The organism is Labilibaculum antarcticum (assembly GCF_002356295.1).
In the GTDB taxonomy this organism is placed as follows: Bacteria; Bacteroidota; Bacteroidia; order Bacteroidales; family Marinifilaceae; genus Labilibaculum; species Labilibaculum antarcticum.
Genome location: NZ_AP018042.1, coordinates 3377457 through 3398989, shown reverse-complemented (window position 1 = coordinate 3398989; position 21533 = coordinate 3377457). Strand labels below are relative to the sequence as shown.

The 21533-nt window shown below is 35.7% G+C and carries 21 protein-coding genes; 4 read left to right on the top strand and 17 right to left on the bottom strand.

Going from position 1 to position 21533, the window contains the following annotated elements; genetic code table 11:
- The 7 genes from ALGA_RS13485 to ALGA_RS13460 form a co-directional block, all read right to left on the bottom strand.
- Positions 1 to 1086, bottom strand: a complete 1086-nt coding sequence (locus ALGA_RS13485; RefSeq protein WP_096429830.1) for a 3-methyl-2-oxobutanoate dehydrogenase subunit VorB — start codon at positions 1084 to 1086, stop codon at positions 1 to 3.
- A gap of 48 nt (positions 1087 to 1134) precedes the next feature.
- Positions 1135 to 1362: a 4Fe-4S dicluster domain-containing protein gene (locus ALGA_RS13480; RefSeq protein ID WP_096433631.1), complete on the bottom strand. Its 228-nt coding sequence runs from the start codon at positions 1360 to 1362 to the stop codon at positions 1135 to 1137.
- A 378-nt stretch (positions 1363 to 1740) separates the two neighbouring features.
- On the bottom strand, positions 1741 to 3057 hold the full coding sequence (locus ALGA_RS13475) for an aminotransferase class I/II-fold pyridoxal phosphate-dependent enzyme (RefSeq protein WP_197705559.1): 1317 nt from the start codon (positions 3055 to 3057) through the stop codon (positions 1741 to 1743).
- 209 nt (positions 3058 to 3266) lie between these two features.
- Positions 3267 to 3788: a flavodoxin gene (locus ALGA_RS13470; RefSeq protein WP_096429826.1), complete on the bottom strand. Its 522-nt coding sequence runs from the start codon at positions 3786 to 3788 to the stop codon at positions 3267 to 3269.
- 62 nt (positions 3789 to 3850) lie between these two features.
- Positions 3851 to 4543: a hypothetical protein gene (locus tag ALGA_RS13465; protein ID WP_096429824.1), complete on the bottom strand. Its 693-nt coding sequence runs from the start codon at positions 4541 to 4543 to the stop codon at positions 3851 to 3853.
- A gap of 54 nt (positions 4544 to 4597) precedes the next feature.
- Positions 4598 to 4747: a hypothetical protein gene (locus tag ALGA_RS22975; protein WP_153244850.1), complete on the bottom strand. Its 150-nt coding sequence runs from the start codon at positions 4745 to 4747 to the stop codon at positions 4598 to 4600.
- A gap of 37 nt (positions 4748 to 4784) precedes the next feature.
- On the bottom strand, positions 4785 to 6842 hold the full coding sequence (locus ALGA_RS13460) for an acetate--CoA ligase family protein (RefSeq protein ID WP_096429822.1): 2058 nt from the start codon (positions 6840 to 6842) through the stop codon (positions 4785 to 4787).
- Positions 6843 to 7114: 272 nt separating this feature from the next.
- On the opposite strand from ALGA_RS13460, the gene hydE reads away from it, so the two are divergent.
- On the top strand, positions 7115 to 8215 hold the full coding sequence (hydE, locus tag ALGA_RS13455; protein WP_096429820.1) for a [FeFe] hydrogenase H-cluster radical SAM maturase HydE: 1101 nt from the start codon (positions 7115 to 7117) through the stop codon (positions 8213 to 8215).
- 211 nt (positions 8216 to 8426) lie between these two features.
- On the opposite strand, the gene ALGA_RS13450 is transcribed toward hydE, so the two are convergent.
- From ALGA_RS13450 to ALGA_RS13435, 4 genes are all read right to left on the bottom strand, one after another.
- Positions 8427 to 8690 (bottom strand): hypothetical protein, encoded by a 264-nt coding sequence (locus tag ALGA_RS13450; RefSeq protein WP_096429818.1) that lies wholly within the window; start codon positions 8688 to 8690, stop codon positions 8427 to 8429.
- Positions 8691 to 8776: 86 nt separating this feature from the next.
- The gene (gene hydG, locus ALGA_RS13445) at positions 8777 to 10210 is read right to left on the bottom strand and encodes a [FeFe] hydrogenase H-cluster radical SAM maturase HydG (protein ID WP_096429816.1); all 1434 of its coding nucleotides are present in this window, start codon (positions 10208 to 10210) and stop codon (positions 8777 to 8779) included.
- A gap of 208 nt (positions 10211 to 10418) precedes the next feature.
- Positions 10419 to 11660: a hypothetical protein gene (locus tag ALGA_RS13440; protein ID WP_145957632.1), complete on the bottom strand. Its 1242-nt coding sequence runs from the start codon at positions 11658 to 11660 to the stop codon at positions 10419 to 10421.
- A 19-nt stretch (positions 11661 to 11679) separates the two neighbouring features.
- A complete protein-coding gene (locus tag ALGA_RS13435) occupies positions 11680 to 13047 on the bottom strand; it encodes a DUF4270 family protein (RefSeq protein ID WP_096429812.1) in 1368 nt (455 codons plus the stop codon).
- 332 nt (positions 13048 to 13379) lie between these two features.
- On the opposite strand from ALGA_RS13435, the gene ALGA_RS13430 reads away from it, so the two are divergent.
- The 3 genes from ALGA_RS13430 (at position 13380) to ALGA_RS13420 (ending at position 15639) form a co-directional block, all read left to right on the top strand.
- Entirely contained in the window at positions 13380 to 14414 is a 1035-nt protein-coding gene (locus tag ALGA_RS13430) for a Kelch repeat-containing protein (RefSeq protein WP_096429810.1), read from the top strand.
- A gap of 64 nt (positions 14415 to 14478) precedes the next feature.
- Positions 14479 to 14829 (top strand): DUF4907 domain-containing protein, encoded by a 351-nt coding sequence (locus ALGA_RS13425; RefSeq protein ID WP_096429808.1) that lies wholly within the window; start codon positions 14479 to 14481, stop codon positions 14827 to 14829.
- 90 nt (positions 14830 to 14919) lie between these two features.
- Positions 14920 to 15639 (top strand): LytR/AlgR family response regulator transcription factor, encoded by a 720-nt coding sequence (locus tag ALGA_RS13420; RefSeq protein ID WP_096429806.1) that lies wholly within the window; start codon positions 14920 to 14922, stop codon positions 15637 to 15639.
- Between the two features lie 50 nt (positions 15640 to 15689).
- On the opposite strand, the gene ALGA_RS13415 is transcribed toward ALGA_RS13420, so the two are convergent.
- Genes ALGA_RS13415 through ALGA_RS13390 form a run of 6 tightly spaced genes read right to left on the bottom strand, consistent with a single transcriptional unit; the run spans position 15690 to position 21526 of the window.
- A complete protein-coding gene (locus ALGA_RS13415) occupies positions 15690 to 16169 on the bottom strand; it encodes an NADH-quinone oxidoreductase subunit NuoE family protein (RefSeq protein ID WP_096429804.1) in 480 nt (159 codons plus the stop codon).
- Between the two features lie 55 nt (positions 16170 to 16224).
- Positions 16225 to 17988 (bottom strand): NADH-dependent [FeFe] hydrogenase, group A6, encoded by a 1764-nt coding sequence (locus tag ALGA_RS13410; RefSeq protein WP_317044224.1) that lies wholly within the window; start codon positions 17986 to 17988, stop codon positions 16225 to 16227.
- Between the two features lie 22 nt (positions 17989 to 18010).
- Positions 18011 to 19804, bottom strand: a complete 1794-nt coding sequence (locus ALGA_RS13405) for an NADH-quinone oxidoreductase subunit NuoF (RefSeq protein WP_096429800.1) — start codon at positions 19802 to 19804, stop codon at positions 18011 to 18013.
- 19 nt (positions 19805 to 19823) lie between these two features.
- On the bottom strand, positions 19824 to 20216 hold the full coding sequence (locus ALGA_RS13400) for a (2Fe-2S) ferredoxin domain-containing protein (protein ID WP_096429798.1): 393 nt from the start codon (positions 20214 to 20216) through the stop codon (positions 19824 to 19826).
- Positions 20217 to 20243: 27 nt separating this feature from the next.
- Positions 20244 to 20783, bottom strand: a complete 540-nt coding sequence (locus tag ALGA_RS13395; RefSeq protein WP_096429796.1) for an ATP-binding protein — start codon at positions 20781 to 20783, stop codon at positions 20244 to 20246.
- On the bottom strand, positions 20780 to 21526 hold the full coding sequence (locus ALGA_RS13390; protein ID WP_096429794.1) for a PHP domain-containing protein: 747 nt from the start codon (positions 21524 to 21526) through the stop codon (positions 20780 to 20782). Before ALGA_RS13390 ends, ALGA_RS13395 begins: the two co-directional genes overlap by 4 nt.
- Between the last annotated feature and the right edge of the window lie 7 nt (positions 21527 to 21533).

Genomic DNA, 21533 nt, shown 5'->3' with positions numbered 1-21533 from the left:
TTATTTTCCTAAAATTTTTTGTTCTAATGCTTCAACTACTTCCTCTGGTGTTGGAATAATTCCACCATATCGACCGAAATGCTCAACCGGCACCTTACCATTTACAGCAAGACGAACATCTTCCACCATTTGTCCGGCACTCATCTCTACAGATAAAATACCTTTAACGGAACCTAACATTTCCTGAATAGCTTTAACAGGATAAGGGAAAAGAGTAATAGGACGTAATAAACCTACTTTAATGCCTTTCTCACGGGCTTGCTCTACTGCTTTCTGACAGATACGAGCACTAGAACCATAAGCTACGAAAAGATATTCAGCATCATCACATGCAATTTTTTCGAATCTTACATCATTCTCTTCCATTGCACGATATTTCGCCTGCAACTTGTGATTAAATATTTCTTGTTTTGCAGAATCTAAATCCAAAGAAGTAGAAATATTACGATCGCGATCAGGAGTTTTTCCTGTTGTTGCCCATGTACCCGAAATTTTCTTAATTTCCTCATCTGTCCAACGTGGTTTGAATTCTGACAATTCAACTTTTTCCATCATCTGGCCAATAACACCATCTGATAGAATCATTGCAGGATTCAAATATTTAAAAGCAAGCTCAAATGACAGTTCAACAAAATCGTTCATTTCCTGAACTGAAGCTGGAGCTAATACAATTAATTTATAATCACCATGTCCACCACCTTTTACAGCCTGAAAATAATCGGACTGAGCAGGTTGAATTGTTCCCAATCCTGGTCCTCCTCGTACCACATTCACAATTAATGCAGGCAATTCAGCACCAGCCAAATAAGTGATCCCTTCAACTTTCAAACTAATTCCGGGACTTGATGAAGATGTCATTACTTTTTTTCCACAAGAAGCTCCACCATACACCATATTGATAGCAGCAATTTCACTTTCAGCTTGCAGAACCACCATACCTGTACTTTCCCAGGGCTTGCGGATCATTAGGGTTTCCATAATTTCGGATTGAGGAGTAATTGGATATCCAAAATACCCATCACATCCACAACGAATAGCTGCTTCAGCAATAACCTCATTTCCTTTCATTAAACGAACGTCTCCCATTACAAATATTTTATTAAATTTTCAGATTTAGAATAACGTAGCTTAGTGCTAGCTTGCTTTTACCCTGTAAACAGTAATTACGGTATCAGGACAAACCAATCCGCAACTTGAACAACCGATACATGCATCTGGATTAGCCATGTATGCATAATGATATCCTTTGCCATTTACGTCTCTTGCCAGATCGATAACCCCTGTAGGACAAGCAGCAACACATATGCCACAACCCTTGCATTTTTCGGTATCAACAACAATAGCTCCTTTAAATTTCGCCATAGCGTATATAGAATTAAGAATTATATTTATTTTATCTGATAAAGGTAACAAATCAAAAGCTTTTTTCGGCATTTTGCTTTCGATTCATCACGTTTTCGCAGAATTTACAATCAGTCTAAATAAATTACTCGAATTATAAGTTGCAATTCATTTGTTTTTCTTGCTCCTAGCTTTCGAATTGAAACCTAAGGCAATCAATATTATCCTCTTCACAAATCAAGCATTCAATCATAAATATACAGAAAAAAAAAAGTTTCATGAATATCAATTCATGAAACTTTAATTACGATTATTTGAAATATAGTCTTAAGATTCATGCAAGAAACTATCAATCAAATCAATATCTTTTACGCTACAATCTTTACTGATTATAAGTTGTTATGCCAAAACCTGATGATTCTTATGAAACTCCCTCAATCGAGCTTCCAATGTATCAAATTGATTACGTGAAACCTGAGAAACACAAGCTCTTAATCCTTCCTTTAAGCTACCTGTTTCATTCAGGCAAATTGCAGAAATACCGTAATACAATAACTTTTTATTTAAATCTGGCCCGGTTAAACCAGGATAAGTAACTGTAAAATAAAATCCATCAGCTAAAGGCAGATCAATATCACCCTCATACACCAATTCAAAACCATTTTCTAAAAATAGCTTCTTCATGATTTTCGCTCGTTCTCCATACTCTTTAACCTCTTCAACAAAATTAAATTCGCCTTCATTAGCCGCTTTCAACATCGCACCTAAAGCATATTGAGCAGAATGGGAAGTCCCTGATGATAAGGTGTAAATAATTCTATAAATTAGAGTATAACCAAATTCCTCGGCACCAAAACGCGGTTTTAAGTTTTCGAAGCGCTTGTGAAATAGTTTATCTGAAATACAAAGTAAACCTATTCGTTGACCAGCATAACTAAACGCCTTCGAACTTGAAATCATCAACACATAATTATCGGTATAATTAGCAACACTTGGCTGATAAGGTGCAACACCCGGTTTACTCAGGTCAGTTCGGAAATCCATGGCAAAGTAGGCTAAATCTTCCATAACAATTGTGTTGTATTTATTTGCCAACCCGCCTATTATTCTTAATTCATCCTCATTAAAACAAATCCATGCAGGATTGTTAGGGTTAGAATAAATAATGCCCGCGATATTACCCTTTGCCAAAAACGCTTCCAATTTAGCCTCCAATTTATCACCACGATAATTGAATACATCGAAAGATTCATATTTCTGATTCATCACCTCAAGCTGAGTCTTCTGAACTGGAAATCCTGGATCAATGAATAATATAGTATCTTTTTTTGCATCACAATTTCCGATAGCCATAAATGCAGCATAACCTCCTTGCATCGAACCTACGGTAGGAACAATACCTTCTGGTAAGATGTCTACATTCATAAAGTTCTTTACAAATTTAGACGCCTCCTCTTTTAACGATTTTACTCCTTCCAACATAGGATATGCAGAGGCAACACCATCTTCCAAAGCTTGTTTTTCGGCTTCGATTCCAACTCTTGCCGGTTTTAGACCAGGAACGCCCATTTCCATACGAATATATTTCTCACCACTTTCTTCTTCGATCATGCTAACAACACGAACCACGTCTCGAATAGTAGCATCCTCCATCTTATGAATCTCGCACAAAGCCAGTTTTTGATCTACAATTATAGAATTTATTGGGGTTTTCATCATTTTTAGATTATGTAATTCATTAAAAATTAGGCATTCTCTTAGGTCTCTACAATTTTACTAAAATTCATTACAATTTAAAACTTATCAGCCTTATATAATTGCAATACAAACAAAGTAATCGTTAGCGCAATATCAAATCATCACAAAACAGCAAAAAAAAAGACTGATCGGGAAACCGTCAGCCTTAGTATATAAATTCCCTCTGATTATTCAAATTCAGGGAGAATCAGTTTCAACCAATTATCAACTCTTTCAAGGGTTAAATCATCTTCAAAGTCCTCATCCAAAGGCAAACCAACAAACTGACCATCTCTAAAGGCCCTTGAATCGCCATATTCATATCCTTCATCACTTACCTGTCCGATAATCTCAGCACCAGTTAATTGGATACTGTCAGCCAAATCACCCAATGCATCAACGAAAAAATCTGCGTAAGCAATATGATCACCTAAACCAAAAAGAGCTACTTTTTTCCCTTTTAAATTTAATCCATTTAGTTTTGGCAAGAAAACATCCCAATCATTTCCGGAGTTATCCGAAGACCAATTGTGTTTACCAAGAGTTGAAATCCCCATAATAATATTCGAATATCCAGCTACATCTTTAGCTTCACAATCCTTAAGTTTGTGGATAACTATTCGATCAGCATCTATTTTTTCAGCAATTAGCTCAGCTACTCGTTCAACATTTCCACCTTCAGGGCCATAAAACAATCCAATTTTACTCATAGGATAAAGTGTTAAGTGTTATCAATTTTGTTCGTTTGTTTAACGTTCTTACAAAGTTAAAATTATTTGGAACTTTTCAAACTTGCAATGGCAAGTAACACCCCTAAAACAACACCTAATATTGCAGCAAATAAAACCTGAAAATCAGGAGGCAATAAAAAGGTTATTGTATGCGCAGGAATCCAGAAAAAAGGAATCGTCTTTTTAAAAACAAAATTCCACTGCACGTCCCAATTGAGGTTAATGAAAATTTTCGAAATCTGAATGGGTCTCATAAATCCTAACAATGTCCCACCATTATCAATAATGTGAGTGTCGGTAATTTTATGCAGAGTCATCATAACCGGTGCATAAATTAAATTAAGACATGCACTTATCGAGAAAGCAACTAATAATTTACTTGCAGAAAATGGACCTTTCATAACATCAACAGCACCTTCAATACCAAGGTATGATAAGAATATTGGTGTTCCTGTTGCAAAAATTACAAATGATAACTTAATGGTTAATCCTAAAAAACCCCATACAACAGCTCTGGGTATAAGTCCAAAACTTTTCTGGTAATAGTTTCCTGTTTTTAATCTAAGTCCTATTACCTCTCCTAAAGTTGCCAAAATTGCAAATTTCACGAAACTGGTAATCATTCCATGCGCCTTGTTAAAGTCGATATAGAAATCAAAAATGCTTTGAGAAATGAAAAATGGCAAAAACAAAAGAATGAAGCCAAAGGCAAAAATCACATCCTGTCTTTTCATGTATCGTTTTAGTATAAACTAATAGCATGAGAAGTTCCCATGCTATCGGTATTATTATTTATCTGTTTGTTCTGTATATTTATTCCAGCCATTGAAAAAACCTTCCTTAACCCCTTTCCATTTCACAGCAATTCCTAATAACAGTATTACTACAAAACTGATCATCAACTTCTCATTTAAACTAAGATTTTTCAACTTTCTCATCACAAATTATAAGTATTAATTCCGAATAAATTCAGGATTATTTTTCAATTCGAATACGGGCATCAACAGCAACTACGGCATCTTTATTTCCTAAAAGGGGGTTTAAATCCATTTCGAAAATTTCAGGAGCAACTTTCATTAAAGCAGCCACTCTTGTAATTGCATCGGCAAATTTATCTTCATTAACAGCTTCCTGTCCTCTTACTCCTTTAATGATTCCATACGATTTTAATCCCTGGATCATTTCATGAGCTTCTTGTTTAGCAATTGGCGCCAATGAAGCTTTCACATCTTTTAAAACTTCAATAAAGATACCTCCTAAACCGCACAACACCATATGCCCAAACTTATCTTCGCGTTTCGCACCAATAAATACTTCTGTGCCCTTTAGCATCTGTGCCAACATAACGGCATAAGTATCTTTAATCTGCATCATTCGTCTGAATTCGGAACGAACAGTTTCTTCGTCTTTCACATTCAAAGTTACTCCGCCAACATCCGATTTATGAACTGGTCCAACAACTTTCATCACTAAAGGAAAACCAATTTCTTTTGCCAAAGCTGCAATTTCATCTTCAGTATCGGCAACACCTTCTTTGGCTCTGTCAATTCCGGCAGCATCCATCAAAGCATGCAACTGCTCAGGACTCAAATAACCATTTTCAGCCCCATCAATAATTTTACGAATTGCCTCTTTATCAACTTCAGGCATTTCAATTTTTTCAGCTTGAGGTTTTGATGTATTATAAACCTTAGTCAATGCGTCACCAAATACTACTTCATCAGGGAAATTAATTCTTCCCTTTGCAAGAAAATGCTCAATTTCATCTTTAACATTAACTATCGAAGGTAGAATTGGATAGATAGGTTTTTTACACTGCTTCATTTTCTCGTGCAGAAGATCGTAAACATCGTAAACAGGAAATAATCCAGGACTACCAAAGATTACAGCCATTGCATCAACATTATCAAAATCATTTTCACAAGCATCAATAATATCGCCTAATTGTTGTGCTGTTCCTGTTGCCAGAAAATCGATAGGATTAGCCACCGATGATCCACCATATAATTTCTCAAGTAAAGCATCTGCTTTTGGTCCTTCGATATGAGGAACATCCAATCCATTGTTCGAAAGCGAATCTGTTAACATCACTGCCGGTCCTCCTGCATGTGTTATCACAGCAATATTTTTCCCTTTTAGCTCAGGATGCATAAATATTGAGGCAACCGTAACCAACTCATCTCTTCCCTTACAACGAACAATACCCGCTTTTTTTAATAAAGCATCAACCGCTACATCCGGACTAGCCAAAGCACCGGTATGCGAAGATGCTGCACGACTTCCTGCTTCAGAACTTCCCGATTTTATTGCTACAATCTTACAGCCTTTACGGATTAAGGAAGAAGCATGCTTTAAAAGCATTTCAGGCTTATCGATGTTCTCAATATATAATAACTTAACCTTACTACTTGTTTCAGGATCAAAACTCTCGTCCATATATTTAAGAATCTCTTCAACACCCATTTGAGCGGAGTTTCCAACTGAATATACGCTTGAAAAAGACAAGCCTTTAGGAACTCCAGACTCCATAATGAAAACTGCCGTTGCTCCTGATCCTGAAATAAAGTCACATCCTTTCGGATCCAGACTTGGAATAGGTGTGGTAAAAACACCATTATAATTAGAATTTAATACGCCAACACAGTTTGGTCCAATTAACGAACCACCTACCGAATTAACGATTTCTACAATCTCTTTTTCAAGTTTCTCACCCTCCTCGTTTTCTTCACTAAAACCAGCAGAAAGAATAATAAAAGCGCGGGTGTTTTTTTCTTCTGCAAGAAGTTTAATAGTAGATGCACAAAACTTCGCTGCAATTGCTATAATTGCCAAATCTGTTTGTGGCAATTTTTTAAGATCTTTATATGATGGTACACCTTGAACTTCCTCCATTTTAGGATTGGCAACATAAAGATTACCTTTAAAATTACCATCAATCAGGTTTTTTAGCACCTTTCCTCCTGGCTTTTGCACATCATCGGAACCTCCAATAACTACAATACTTTTAGGATTAAGTAACTGTTCGTTTATCATTTTTTGTTGTTTAGTGTTTTGCTATTTTGCGACAAATATAATAATAATCTATTCTCAAAATAGCGATTTAACCAACAAACTGTAAGTAAAAACAAACGTTAACGTAAAATATCGACATTCCACATTTTTGCTATAAGCATTTTTTTATCAATGCACTACAAAACAAATAAATTAAGAGTTTACCATGCAAATATCCATTTTGAAATATAGAGTATAAAAAGCTAAAATTTTATCTGTAATTTTGCTGTCGAATTAAAAGCAACTAATTCCAGATGACGAAAACTATTGAGCAGATCCTACAACAAGATCAATTCACCAAAGACGATATTGTTCGATTATTACAATCGAAAGATGAAGATGAAAAAGCATTATTTGTGAAATCATCTGAAGTAAAACTAATGCACGTTGGAAAAAATGTACACTTTCGTGGATTGGTTGAATTCTCAAACATCTGCAAAAAAGATTGTCTTTACTGTGGAATTCGTGCCAGCAACAGCGCTGTGAACAGATACGATATTGCTGATGAAGAAATACTGAAAGCGGCAAAATTTGCGCATGAAAACAAGTATGGTTCTTTAGTATTACAATCGGGTGAAAGATCGGACCAAAAATTTATTGATCGTATTGAGAACTTATTAAAAGAGATCAAGAAAATAAGTAATAACGAATTGGGGATTACCATTTCGATAGGAGAACAAACAAAAGAAACCTACCAAAAGTGGTTTGATGCTGGTGCTCACCGATATTTATTGCGCATTGAATCGAGTAACAAAGAGCTCTACAACAAAATTCATCCCAACAATGAAGAACACTCACACGAAACAAGATTAGAATGCCTGAAGAGCCTTCAGGAGATCGGATATCAGACCGGAACAGGAGTGATGATTGGAATTCCTTTTCAGACCTATGATGATTTGGCCAATGATCTGATTTTCATGCAAAATTTTGATATCGACATGGTTGGAATGGGACCGTTTATCGAACACGATCAAACTCCAATGTATCAGTACAAAGATCAATTAATGAGTTTGAAGGATCGATTCCGCCTTACTTTAAAAATGATTGCTGTACTTAGAATCATGATGAAGGACATTAATATCGCCTCTGCCACTGCCCTTCAAGCAATAGACCCATTAGGACGAGAAAAAGCCTTACGAATTGGTGCCAATATTATTATGCCCAATATTACGCCAACCTCCGAAAGAGCAAATTATTTACTCTACCAAAACAAGCCATGCATTGATGAAGGCGCTGATGATTGTACAAACTGTATGGAAGCCAGAATTAATATGGCAGATGGTGTAATTGGCTACGGAGAATGGGGCGATTCGAAGCATTATAAAAACAGACAAATTAAACAGAAGCGACCATAGTCGCTTTTTTTTGCTTGAAAAATGCCAATACAGAATAATTCAACTGTTGATTTTACAGCTTTAATTCCTCAAAAATATTGTAAAAAAATACATTAAGGCCATGCAAGAAAAAGTGTGGTGGGAAAGTGAACCGGGAAAAGGGGCACACTTTTACATTGATCTTAAATAAGCGAAAAAAAAAGTCCGATATTATCGGACTTTTCTGTATTCGTTATGGTTCAAACATCATGTGCTGAATTTCAACCCCTTCGATCATATAGATTTCTTTTTCGAATAAATCCATTTCTTCTTCGGATCCTATCACCTGAATTAATAGTAATCCATGAGGATGACCCTCCCAATGTTCGACATTGAATAGGTCTAAACGAGTTTTGATAGAATCTGCATATCGAACAAGAATTTTCTGCACACAACCATCTTCTTTCTCCTTGTCATGAATTAACACACCAAATATCCAAATTGCTGATGTTTCCATAAAACTAAATTTAGAGTGATCATACGGACTAGTAACAAGTTACAAAAAACATATTATCTCTAAAAATCTAAATTCACTTCACACATCTAATAATAAAGATCACGCTCCCCCTGTTTCACCATCTCCAAGCGTTTAAGCAAATCTTCCGTTTTCTGAAAATCTTTCAATTCATTAATTTTCACATCAATTAAATCATATCCTTTCTTTTTCATCTCTAGTGTGGCGTAATCCTCTAAATACTCAGCTAAAGTTAGAATCGCATTTTGAGAACAAAATCGTTTAATAAAACCAGGAACTGAGAATTCCATGAAATGCTCTCCTGTTCTTCCTTTTCTATAGCAGGCTGTGCAGAACGAAGGCAAATACTTCTTATCAAGAAGCTCATCGATCACTTCACCTAAACTACGGGGATCACCGATTTCAAATTGTTCCTGTTCCAATTTTTGCTGCTTTCCGTTATCTTCGGAATAACCTCCTAATTGAATATTCGTCCCAGCATCAATCTGTGAAACACCAAGTTTAATTACTTCTTCTCTGATCTCCTTTGTTTCTCTGGCAGTAAGAATCATTCCTGTGTAAGGAACTGCGAGTCTAAGAATCGCAACCAGTCTAATAAAATCTTTATCACTAACTTCAAATTCCGGATCAATATTAGAATCTGAGGCGGCTTGAATTCTCGGGAAAGAAATGGTGTGTGGTCCAACATTGTAACATGCCTCAAAATGATTCACGTGTCGAATTAATCCTAAGACTTCATATTTCCAATCATACAAACCAAACAATGCACCTATACCAACATCATCAATCAATGCTTCCTGAGCTCTGTCGAGCCCCGTTAAGCGCCATTCGAAATCTTTTTTCTTACCACTTAAGTGATATTTTGCATATGCTTCACGATGATAAGATTCCTGAAAGATCTGATAGGTTCCAATTGCTGACTCTTTCACCTTTTTGAATCCTTCAATATCCAAAGGTGCAGCATTGATGTTCACTCTTCGGATTTCACCATTACCCGATTTTACACCATAAACAGTCTTTACTGAATCAGCAATAAAATCAGCATCGTACATTGGATGTTCGCCATAAACGAGAATCAGCCTTTTTTGACCACTATCTTCCAATGCCTTAACCTCAGCTTCGATTTGTTCATGATCAAGTGTCGTTCTCTTTTGCTTGGTATTTGAGGCTCTGAAACCACAGTAGGTACAATTATTTACACACTTGTTTCCAATATATAAAGGAGCAAAAATAACAATACGGTCACCATATATCTTTTCCTTAAGCTCTTTTGCCCCAGCTTTAATTTCTTCAATTAATTCTTCATCTTCAACCTTTAACAAAACTGCAGTTTCCTGCAAGCTCAATCGATTTTTATCCAATGATTTTTGAATAATCCTACGAACATTTTCCTTGGTTGGCTGGGCTTCTTCCAAAATCTCCCAAATTTCCGATTCATCGATAAAAGGTTTCATCCTTTCATCTTTAATCCGATACTCCTGAGGTTTGTAAATCATTTTCATTTTTACGCTGTATTGTCGTAAAATATGGATAGTACATACGACCCAATATTTTATGTATTTAGTTAGTTTTCAGGGCAAAATTAAACATTATTATTTTGATTCAATAATAATTTAGAGTTTAAGATCTATTATATTCTTATTCCCATTCCACAAAAAAACCCAAGGCCATAAAAGCCTTGGGTTACATATAGAGTTACACTAAATATTTTTATTGATACTTACGTTTTAAGAACCAAGTTTCAAACAAACTCATCTCAACCGTAACCTTACCGTAATCTTCTCTTATATTATTATTATCCGCTGTTCCCATTTGTCCGAACTCAAAAGAAAGGTTAATTGTCCCTTTGTTTTTCGCCATTGGAATTCCTAGACCAAAACTCACACCTTTAGATTCAATTCGGTCACTCCCAGTCATAATATATCCAGTATCATAAAATGCACCAAATCTGTAGGTGAGTTTCTTCAAAAGTGTTGTGGCATAACCGTCATCAGCTATATAATTCATTCCTACACTAAATCGATCTCTATCAACTAAACCACTTGATTTTTTAAATATCTTAGTATCAGCCCATTTCTCATGCAAATAATCAGCACCAAACCATAATTGCTCATTTTTTGTAAACCCCAGACCAAAACCATAGGTCATTGGCACATCAAAAGAACCTTTATTTAGAGTATTATTATCAATTACAGTTCCCGAGCTAGAATTTGAAATATTCTCTTTCTTCTCCCCGGCAACCTGAACTTTAGGTTGAAATTTTGCTCCAATAGTAACTTCCCAATCCTTAGTAAATGCGTCCTTATATTGTAGTCCAACATTACCATATATCCCTTTTGAGATCAATTTCTCGACAGTACTATTGTAAGTATTACTAAGTGTAATTGTTTCATTCGCCGTATTATTTCCAAATAGGTATATTGCATTTACACCCACGGATAATTTATTCGTTAATGCAACACCATTGCTTAAAATAAATTGATTTAAACCTCCCGAACCAGAAAGTATTCTTTGATAAAAATCAGTACTGCCATTTACCTTTTCGAGTGTTGAAATATTATATCCTACACTAGTATACGGAACCAAAGATACCGCCGTTGCAATCTTTGGAGAAATGCGAAATCCCAAAGAAACATGACTTAAATTACTATCATATAGCACATCCGAATTTCCACTTTGATTCAAATTTGAAATTTTAGAGGATACACCAACATTAAAGATAAACTTTAAACTATCAATAGCAGTTAATGCCGCAGGGTTATCAATAGATAGGTAACTACGGTTTCGAAAAGACAGGCTAGTTCCGCTAAAACCGGAAGCCTGCCCCACACCAACCTGATTCAATTCTCCAAGCCCGTAGCGAGAATATGGAGATGAGGTATTATTTTGAGCAAAACAAACATGTACGCCACTAACTAACACCAATAATATAGACAAATATAAGTTCTTCATACTGACACTAAATAGTTTGTTATTTTTGCACTGCATAAGTTGTTCTTAATTTTATTTTAAAACGTGAATCGGGATCATTATTAATTACCATCCTATTAACAAATCCATTATTAAACTGGCTGGTCAACTTAATTAGAAGTCCTTCATCATCTTCCATCCCATTAGCTAATACATCCCCAACATAACTAGTTAAGTCAAAATACAAGGGAGTATCCTCCGGATTTTCATAATTCACATAGTAAGTAGATGTTACTTGACTACTAGAATTATAAATTGGACTAACCAATCTATTCATTTTATCAGTTTCATAAATCTCAAAATTCAATCCATATAAGGGAAACAATTCTTTTTGATCTGTCCCCTCTAAAGGATACAAAAGTAATTCAGCGCTCAGTAAAGAGACAGCCTCACCTTGCTGACCTAACAATTCCAAATATGGGATTTTCAATTTAGTATATATACCAGTACCACCTTGAATAAAGGATAAATTATTAGTTTGTTCCGAAGGAATATCAATCTCACTCTCAACTAAACCACTTAAACTTGTGCCTAGTTGATTCGAATTTGTTCTATCAGCCTGGTAATTTGTAAAAGACAATGTTTTACTTATTGAAAAATCACGATGTGTTTCAATTGCTCCACCAGAACTATTTCCTACCGTTCTGTAATACAATCGAATGTTCATACTATCCGTCTGAAAGTTTAACACTGAAGCATTATCAGTCTCTCCCGGCACCAAAGCAATCCCTTCAAATCGCTCCTCCCATTTCACAGCATTAGAAAGATATCCGTTATTGTTTAATGCTGAATCAAGAAGTTCTTGACCGAACTCATCATTCAATTTAATTCTGAAATCGTGATATATTCTTGCCCCAAGCTCATCTTTCCGTTTGGGACGCGCTGTAAATGTTTTTGTTCCCAATACTTCCGGATCAATATTTAAACTGTAAGTATTGAAATACGCTAATGTGTCTGAATTTATTTCAATATGGTCTGTTACTCTATGTACATTAATAGTTTGTGTTTGAGTCGTATCTCCCCAAAAAGCACCAGTACTATAGGCAACTAGAATAATAGAGTCAAATTGAGCTTTATCAGTTATATCCAAACTAAAAACAGATCCCAAATCAACTTTTGAATAGGAAGTCGCTTTTATACTTCCTAAATAATCATCTACATAACGTCCTACAGAAACACTTCCCAACGAAGATGTCTGAATTGAATCCGTGATAACTGATGAACTTTGTATGGTAAAAGTATCAACCATATTAATAACAGTAGAACTCTCAATTAGATTTCCACCAAGCTCGTGTATTTCAAAATCCTCCGAATTACACCCTATAATAAGAACCGAAAGAAGAATAATTAAGGAAAATAATCTATTCATATTTTTTATAAATTCTGGTTAAAAAGTCCCTCAAATAAAAACAAAATTAAGGTAGTAATGAACTTTTATAGATGTCCTGTATTGATTTTCCTGACAAATGTAATTAAAATATCGACAAAGTCGATCCCTAAAAATAATAGTTAAATTTTCTAAATTATTATTAGTTTTGTACGACTAAAAACTAATAATATTGTTTTTTGTTTATATTTGTGCCTTAGTATAATTTAGAACGAGGATTTAAGATTAAATAAATCTTATATCGAATTCATATTTTAGAATGGAATTTAAAAAATGCCTATTCAAGATATTAACATTGAAAAAATAAATAACAAATGAGAAAATTACTGTCATTAGGGATTATTGCTACCCTCTTTCTATTTGCAAGTTGTAGTAGTGGAGATGATCTTATTGGAAACTGGGTTAAGAAAACTGATTTCCCTGGTGTGCCTCGCAGCAACGCTGTTACATTTACTATTGGGAACTTTGCATACGTAGGTTGTGGATACGATGGTGAAGACAGATTAAGCAGCTTTAAGAAATTTGATCTTACAACTGAAACATGGACAAACGTAGCTACTCCTGGAGATCTTTTTAAAGTACGTCAGAATGCAGTTGCTTTTTCTGCTAATGGAAAAGGTTATGTAGGAACCGGATTTGATGGTGACTACACTCGTTATGCTGATTTTTGGGAATTTGACCCAGCTACCAATGCATGGACTAATATTGGTGATTTCCCAGGTGGAGTTAGAGAAGGTTCAGTTGCTTTTAGTACTGCAACATATGGTGTTGTTGGTGCCGGTTACGGTGATCTTGATGAAGCAGATAAAAAATATCTAAACGATTATTATAAATTCGATGGTACTAGTTGGACTACATTGGGTACTCATGGCAACAAAGTAAGAGAAGCCAGTTCTTTTGTTATTGGAGATTATGCATACATTTGTACGGGAACACTAAATACCGGTGGTTTACTAAACAAAATTTACAAATTTGACATCGCAGCTAGTACTTGGGTATCTCAGGAAGTAGAGAATCAAATTGAAATTTTAGACGAGGATTACGACAATGAAGATGTTATGAGATCAAACGCAGTAGCTTTTGTAATTAACAACAGAGCATATATTGCGACAGGTGCTTATGGTACCAGCTTAAAAAGAGATGTTTGGGAATACAATCCTGCAAATGACAACTGGGATGAAAAAGAAGAATTAGAGTTTGAAGTAGCTGCAAGACAAAATGCTGTTGCTTTTTCTAACACTGATGGAACAAAAGCATATATTGCTACTGGAAGTTCTGGGACTTACTACCTTGACGACACTTGGGAATTCCAACCAAATGTAGACGAAGACGACATTGATAATTATTAAATATTTATAACTTCAAAAAAGGCTGATTCGTTAAGACTCAGCCTTTTTTATTTAGATAACGTTTATGATTAAAAAGAAATATTTTTATCTGATACTCATTATAATAGGCATCTTTATTATTTCGGTTTATCTATTCCGAAATAATAAATCAACTCCTTCATATAACATGCAAACTTACCAAACAGAAGAAGGATGGGGATATCAAATATTAAAGAATAACAAGCCAGTCATAAATCAATACCGAATTCCGGCGATTCAAGAAAAACATGCCTTCCCTTCTGAAAAATCAGCAAAAATTGTTGGAGAAAGAGTTCTTAAAAAAATACAACTGAAAGAAATTCCATCTATCTCAACCGATGACCTTATGGAGTTAATGGTAATCGATTCTCTGCAACAACCTCTTATTATTGAATAAAGAAGGTAAAACATTAACACTATTTAACGTATACAGTTAAATAATGTTAAGCCCTATTCTTTCCAAACAAAAGCTACTATATTAGTAGCTATGATAATAGATAGTATTATTCTTGACCGTGACTTACTTCATATTGAATCTCTTAAAAAATATGGAGAAAGTATTCCCTACCTAAATATAAAAGCTTGTTTTTCAAATTTAAATCAAGCCAAAGCTTATATCAACAAGAATAAAATAGATCTACTATTTATGGATCTTGAATTTGCTCAACAACAAAAAATTGATTGGAATGAATTCAATATCCAAAAGCCAGAGGTTATTATAAGCATGAGTTGTGCCTCATATCAACATAAAGACCATTGTATTAGTGCGTTTGACTACATTATGAAACCTGTATCATTTGAAAAATTCATTCGAGTTTTAAATAATATTTACATCCAAAAACAGGGAAAAACAGCTCATCCTAAACCTGAAACAAAGAAGAATGATTTTTTCTTTATTAAGAATAATTCACAGATAGAGAAAGTGAAATACAATGAGGTCCTATTTTTTAAAGGTATGAAGGACTATATATGGATTCAGACTATTAACAAGAGGATTATTACTCTGCAAACCATGAAAAACCTAAGTATTTATCTACCCGCCGATAGATTTATAAGAATTCACAAATCATATATTGTATCATTAGAACATATTGATATCATCGACAAAAACAGAGTCGTAATTGGACAGGAAAGAATTCCTATCGGTGATACATTTCGCCCTTCCTTCTTCAAAAACTTAAAAGAGCAAGAACTAATTTGGGATTAACAAAAAAACCTCCGACCCTAGGCCGGAGGTTTCAAATTTAGAATTTGATTCTATTTTTGATATTCTTTAATAATATCAGCTACATCACCTGCAGAAACTCGTCCATAAACACGTTCTCCGATAGTAACAACCGGCGCCAATCCGCAAGCTCCTACGCAGCGCAAGCAGCTAATTGAGAATTTACCATCTTCGGTAGTTTCACCAACAGGCACACTCAGCTGACGTTTGAATTCTTCCAACACCTTCTCAGCACCTCTAACATAACAAGCTGTTCCCATACAAACAGAAATTGGGAATTCACCTTTTGGTACCATTGAGAAAAATGAATAGAATGTTACCACACCATAAACATGAGCAACCGAAACATTCAACTCACGAGCAATGATCTCCTGAACTTCAGCAGGAAGATACCCAAAGGTCTCCTGAGCTTTATGAAGTACATTAATCAACTCACTTCCTACATTATCAAATGATTTGCAAATCTCCACAAGTTTATCCACTTTGGATTTTGCTAATTTAATTTTTGCCATAATATAAACTCCTTATATTAATTGGATTTTTATAATCCTGATGGTTCAAAATAATTTATTCAATCTCAATATCATTACTCTTATCGAAATAATGAGTATGTAATAACTTATGAGATAATTCACCGCATGGCTTACCTAAGAACTCTTCATACAATTTAATAATGTATGGATTCTCGTGAGACTTCCGGATCGCTTTTCCTGCATCTTCACGATAAAGAGCCGCAGCACGTTTCTTCAAAATTGACGAATCGCCATGGTGCAAGGGCTGACCACCGCCACCAATACAACCACCAGGACAAGCCATGATCTCAATTGCATGATATTGCGATTTACCATCACGGATATCTTCCAGAAGCTTACGAGCATTCCCCAAACCATGAGCAATACCAATATTAACATCTAATCCATCAAAATCTACTGTTGCACTTCGAATACCTTCCATACCACGCAAGGCTTCAAAATTTACATTCTCTAATGTTTTTCCAGTATAAACTTCGTAAGCAGTACGGGCAGCAGCTTCGATCACACCACCTGTTGTACCAAAAATCACACCAGCACCTGTTGATTCTCCCATTGGATTATCAAATTCTTCATCAGGCAGAGCTTTGAAATCCATATTAGCTTGCTTAATTAAGTTGGCTAATTCGCGAGTTGAGATTGAATAATTTACATCAGGATCGCCATCAACCTTAAACTCATCGCGCTGACACTCGTACTTCTTTGCCAGACAAGGCATGATAGAAACCACAATCATATCCTCACGTTTGATTCCCATTTCTTTTGCCAAATAATTCTTGGCTATAGGACCAAACATTTGCTGAGGAGAACGAGCTGTTGAAGGAATATCCTTCATTTCAGGAAAGTGATGTTCAAAGAAGTTCACCCAAGCCGGACAGCAAGAAGTTAAAATTGGTAATTTAACATCCTTATCACCATCCAAATGTCTTTTTAAACGATCCAATAATTCTGTTCCCTCTTCCATAATGGTAAGATCGGCAGCAAAATCGGTATCGAATACGCTATTAAATCCTAACTGACGTAGAGCTGAAACCATTTTTCCGGTAACCAAAGTACCTGGTTCTATTCCAAATTCCTCACCCAGAGCAGCACGAACAGCAGGAGCTGTTTGAACAACAACCGTTTTCTTAGGATTAGCAAGATCTCTAATCAACTGATTCGTATGATCTTTCTCAGTTAATGCTCCTGTAGGACAAACTGCAACGCACTGTCCGCAATAGGTGCAAGTTGATTTCTCCAAATCCATTTCGAAAGCTGTTGCAACAACAGACTGAAAACCTCTGTTTATTGCAGAAAGAGCTCCAACAGTTTGTACATCGTTACACATTGTTTCGCATCTACGACACATGATACATTTATCCATATCACGAATAATAGATGGAGAATAATCTACTTTATAGGTTGATTGCTCGCCTTTGTAATGAATTTCCCGAACACCTAATTGCTGTGCTGTAGATTGCAAATCACAGTTACCTGATTTCGCACACACTAAACAATCGAATGGATGATCAGACAATATCAATTCCATTACAGTTTTACGTGCATTTAAAACTCTCATGTTATGAGTATGAATTACCATACCTTCTTCACACTTAGAGTTACAAGATGGTGCCAAATTGCGACGTCCTTCCACCTCGACAACACAAATTCGACATCCGCCGGGCTTGTGTTCAATTCCCATATCGCCAAGATGCATATAACAAAGAGTTGGGATATCAACCCCGATTCCTTTAGCGGCTTCCAAAATAGTAGTTCCCTTAGGTACTTCTACTTGTTTTTTATCAATGATTAATTTGACCATTTTTTCCATATTAAGATCCTCCTTACTGTATGCTTATCGCATTAAACTTACACTTCTCCATACATGCACCACACTTAATACATTTTGATGTATCAATAAGGTGTGCCTCCTTGCGTTCTCCTGAAATACAATCAACAGGACAATTACGCGAGCATAGAGTACAACCAACACACAATTCAGGATCAATTACATACTGCATCAAAGCTTTACACTGCCCCGCTGCACATTTATGATCTTCTACGTGAGAAATATATTCATCGTAGAAATTATCAAGTGTTGAAAGAACCGGGTTGGGAGATGTTTGTCCTAATCCGCAAAGAGAGGTATCTTTAATTACAGTACTCAAATTTCTTAATAAATCAAGATCTTCTTTAGTTCCTTCGCCCAAAGTAATTTTATGAAGAATTTCATGAAGACGCTTGTTACCAATTCGGCAAGGTGTACATTTACCGCAAGATTCTTCAACAGTAAATTCTAAATAAAATTTAGCCATTGAAACCATACAGTCATCCTCATCCATAACAATCATACCGCCGGATCCCATCATAGAACCGACAGCAATCAAATTATCAAAATCGATAGGAGTATCCAAATGCTTTTCTGTAAGACATCCTCCTGATGGACCTCCAGTTTGAACAGCTTTAAATTTCTTACCATCTTTGATACCACCACCAATTTCATAGATCACTTCACGAAGAGTGGTTCCCATTGGAACTTCAATTAAACCAACATTGTTGATTTTCCCAGCCAATGCGAACACTTTTGTCCCTTTCGCTTTTTCGCTTCCAATTTTATTGAACCAATTTGCTCCTTTATTAATGATTACAGGAATATTCGCAAATGTTTCAACATTATTTACGTTAGTTGGCTTTCCGTTATATCCAGATTCAGCAGGGAATGGAGGTTTAACGGTAGGCTCACCACGAAGTCCTTCCATCGAGTGAATTAGAGCAGTTTCTTCACCACAAACAAAAGCTCCGGCTCCGTAACGCATTTCAACATCGAAATTGAATCCCGATCCTAAAATATCATTGCCTAGCAAACCATATTCACGCGCTTGCTTAATAGCTACCTTTAAACGAGTAATTGCCAATGGATACTCAGCACGTATATAAATCAAACCTTTATCGGCTCCCATTGTGTAACCACAAATAGCCATTGCCTCCAAAACAGAATGAGGATCACCTTCCAGAATAGAACGATCCATAAATGCTCCCGGGTCACCCTCATCAGCATTACAAACTACATATTTTTGATCGGCTTCATTTTTAGCAGCAAATTCCCATTTCAAACCAGTTGGGAATCCTCCTCCTCCTCGTCCACGTAATCCAGATTCCTTAATCTCATCGATTACCGTTTGCGGGGTCATTTCTGCCAAACACTTACCTAAAGCGGCATAACCATCTCTGGCAATGTATTCATCAACATTTTCAGGATTAATAAATCCACAATTTCGAAGAGCAATTCGAATTTGCTTTTTATAAAATCCCATATGTTTTGAATCACTAATCACTTCCTTATTCTCAGGATCAACATAAAGCAACCTCATTACTTTACGCCCTTTAATAATGTGTTCCTCAATCAGCTCCTCCGCATCTTCAGGTTTTACTTCCACATAGAAAGTATTGTCCGGAAGAATTTTAACAATAGGCCCTTTTTCACAAAATCCGAAGCAACCAGTCATCACAACCTGCACTTCATCTTCAAGCCCTTTGGCTGCAATTGCATCTTGCAAATTATTTTGGATAGCCTCACTAGCAGAAGCCCGACATCCGGTACCTCCACAAACAAGAATATGCATTTTATACTTTTCCATAATTGTTGTTTCGTTAGGTTTAGTCTAAAGTTTTGTAGTTTACAGGTATTATTCCATCGACCAATTCACCATTTTTAATGTATTTTTCAACAATCTGGTCAGCTTTCTTAATATCTACATCGCCAAAAACGATTGGTTCTTTCCCAGGAACTTTAACCTCAATTGTAGGTTCAGCATAGCAATACCCCATACATCCTGTTTGGGTAACTATGGTCTTTATTCCTCTTTTTGCGGTTTCCTCGATAAGGAATTCCATTACCTCTTTGGCTCCCGAGGCAATTCCACATGTTGCCATAGCAACTTTAATTTGCACAAGACTTTCCGGATCGTTGCTTTTCTCCCTAAGATCCATCTTCGACTGAAGCTCTTCTTTCATTCTCCTCAGATCTGCAAGGGATTTAACTTTTGCCATAATCTCAAATTATTAAAGGTTAAAAAATTATATTATTGTGTTTAGGTTCTCATTTATTAATTCCTTCAAATACTGAATAATATGCGGGTCTGAAACAGAAACATCCTCCAATACTTCTTTCACTTCTTTTGTATCAAAAAGATATTCTCCCTTCACAGTGCAATGCTTATAAGTAAAATCCATATTTGGATTTGCACTCACCAACAACACCATAACCCCTGCAATATCACCAGTCACAGGTCTGTCTATATTTTTATGAGAAAATTGAACGTTAAGTTCTGTTCCAATTCCCTCTTTGGAATGAATTTCCAATTTACCTCCTGCTTGCTCTGCACTTTGCTTTAAGAGCGACAAACCCAGTCCAACTTTACGCGTCGTTCTCGTAGTAAAAAAAGGATCCAATACTTTACTCAGAACTTCTTCCGACATTCCACATCCATCATCTTTAATGAATATCGAATAAATATCTTTCTCCAAATCCTCCCTGATCTCCAATTCAACATTGGAAGCCTCAGCTGTTACTGAATTTTGGATTATATCCATAATATGTAAAGACAGATCTTTCATTCTTTCTCTAATTCTATTTTTCTTCCATCTTCTCCTTTTAAAGCCATTCTAATCTCAGAAAAACTGGCTTCTTTCATTCTTAACCTGCTACACACATTACCTATATTATCAATATAGTGTGCATCGGAACTTTGTATAAAAGGATATGCTTTCAAATATTTATTCTTACTTAAAAATTCATCTTTAGTGGTGTGCATGGAAATTTCCAAAGCGTCCACTTTTAAATCAGGTGGCAAAAAACCCAGCTGACTAATGACACTATTGATCGACTTATTGATATGAGCTGGAATAAACAAACCGTTTAAAGAGTGAACTTTCTCTTCAATTTCATCAATTCCCTGATTCAATGCTGATAGTAACAAATAATCAATTTCTTCAACAATTTCCTCCTCTTCGTTCACCACAACCTGATATCCAAAATATTTGGTATCATTTAGAATCTTAGGCAAATGTCGATCAAGATAAGTTTGAAATTCAGAAAGCAATTTTTCTGTTTCAAAAAAGCACAAACAATGAACTTCTTCTTTGCTTGTAACCTCAGCTCCCATCATCACCATAATCCCTTCTTTCTCTGCCAACTGCTTAATTAAAACAGCATGCAGAGTCGAATTATGATCTGTTATTCCCAATATGTCAACGCCACGTTCCTTAGCAATTCGAACGATATTCACAGGACTCATCTCTAGATCACCACAAGGAGACAAGACGGTATGAGTATGCAAATCAGCTCGGAAAACTTTCATTTTAAAT

What these genes read in the sequence shown, in the direction of transcription:
- ALGA_RS13485 (WP_096429830.1), bottom strand. Translation starts at nt 1,086, where the DNA reads ATGGGAGACGTTCGTTTAATGAAAGGAAATGAGGTTATTGCTGAAGCA.
- hydG (WP_096429816.1), bottom strand. Translation starts at nt 10,210, where the DNA reads ATGAAAATGATTTACAAACCTCAGGAGTATCGGATTAAAGATGAAAGG.
- ALGA_RS13405 (WP_096429800.1), bottom strand. Translation starts at nt 19,804, where the DNA reads ATGGAAAAGTATAAAATGCATATTCTTGTTTGTGGAGGTACCGGATGT.
- ALGA_RS13390 (WP_096429794.1), bottom strand. Translation starts at nt 21,526, where the DNA reads ATGAAAGTTTTCCGAGCTGATTTGCATACTCATACCGTCTTGTCTCCT.
- ALGA_RS13450 (WP_096429818.1), bottom strand. Translation starts at nt 8,690, where the DNA reads ATGGAAACATCAGCAATTTGGATATTTGGTGTGTTAATTCATGACAAG.
- ALGA_RS13415 (WP_096429804.1), bottom strand. Translation starts at nt 16,169, where the DNA reads ATGGCAAAAATTAAATTAGCAAAATCCAAAGTGGATAAACTTGTGGAG.
- ALGA_RS22975 (WP_153244850.1), bottom strand. Translation starts at nt 4,747, where the DNA reads ATGAGAAAGTTGAAAAATCTTAGTTTAAATGAGAAGTTGATGATCAGT.
- hydE (WP_096429820.1), top strand. Translation starts at nt 7,115, where the DNA reads ATGACGAAAACTATTGAGCAGATCCTACAACAAGATCAATTCACCAAA.
- ALGA_RS13480 (WP_096433631.1), bottom strand. Translation starts at nt 1,362, where the DNA reads ATGGCGAAATTTAAAGGAGCTATTGTTGTTGATACCGAAAAATGCAAG.
- ALGA_RS13435 (WP_096429812.1), bottom strand. Translation starts at nt 13,047, where the DNA reads ATGAATAGATTATTTTCCTTAATTATTCTTCTTTCGGTTCTTATTATA.
- ALGA_RS13400 (WP_096429798.1), bottom strand. Translation starts at nt 20,216, where the DNA reads ATGGCAAAAGTTAAATCCCTTGCAGATCTGAGGAGAATGAAAGAAGAG.
- ALGA_RS13440 (WP_145957632.1), bottom strand. Translation starts at nt 11,660, where the DNA reads ATGAAGAACTTATATTTGTCTATATTATTGGTGTTAGTTAGTGGCGTA.
- ALGA_RS13470 (WP_096429826.1), bottom strand. Translation starts at nt 3,788, where the DNA reads ATGAGTAAAATTGGATTGTTTTATGGCCCTGAAGGTGGAAATGTTGAA.
- ALGA_RS13395 (WP_096429796.1), bottom strand. Translation starts at nt 20,783, where the DNA reads ATGAAAGATCTGTCTTTACATATTATGGATATAATCCAAAATTCAGTA.
- ALGA_RS13410 (WP_317044224.1), bottom strand. Translation starts at nt 17,988, where the DNA reads ATGGTCAAATTAATCATTGATAAAAAACAAGTAGAAGTACCTAAGGGA.
- ALGA_RS13465 (WP_096429824.1), bottom strand. Translation starts at nt 4,543, where the DNA reads ATGAAAAGACAGGATGTGATTTTTGCCTTTGGCTTCATTCTTTTGTTT.
- ALGA_RS13430 (WP_096429810.1), top strand. Translation starts at nt 13,380, where the DNA reads ATGAGAAAATTACTGTCATTAGGGATTATTGCTACCCTCTTTCTATTT.
- ALGA_RS13420 (WP_096429806.1), top strand. Translation starts at nt 14,920, where the DNA reads ATGATAATAGATAGTATTATTCTTGACCGTGACTTACTTCATATTGAA.
- ALGA_RS13475 (WP_197705559.1), bottom strand. Translation starts at nt 3,057, where the DNA reads ATGAAAACCCCAATAAATTCTATAATTGTAGATCAAAAACTGGCTTTG.
- ALGA_RS13460 (WP_096429822.1), bottom strand. Translation starts at nt 6,842, where the DNA reads ATGATAAACGAACAGTTACTTAATCCTAAAAGTATTGTAGTTATTGGA.
- ALGA_RS13425 (WP_096429808.1), top strand. Translation starts at nt 14,479, where the DNA reads ATGATTAAAAAGAAATATTTTTATCTGATACTCATTATAATAGGCATC.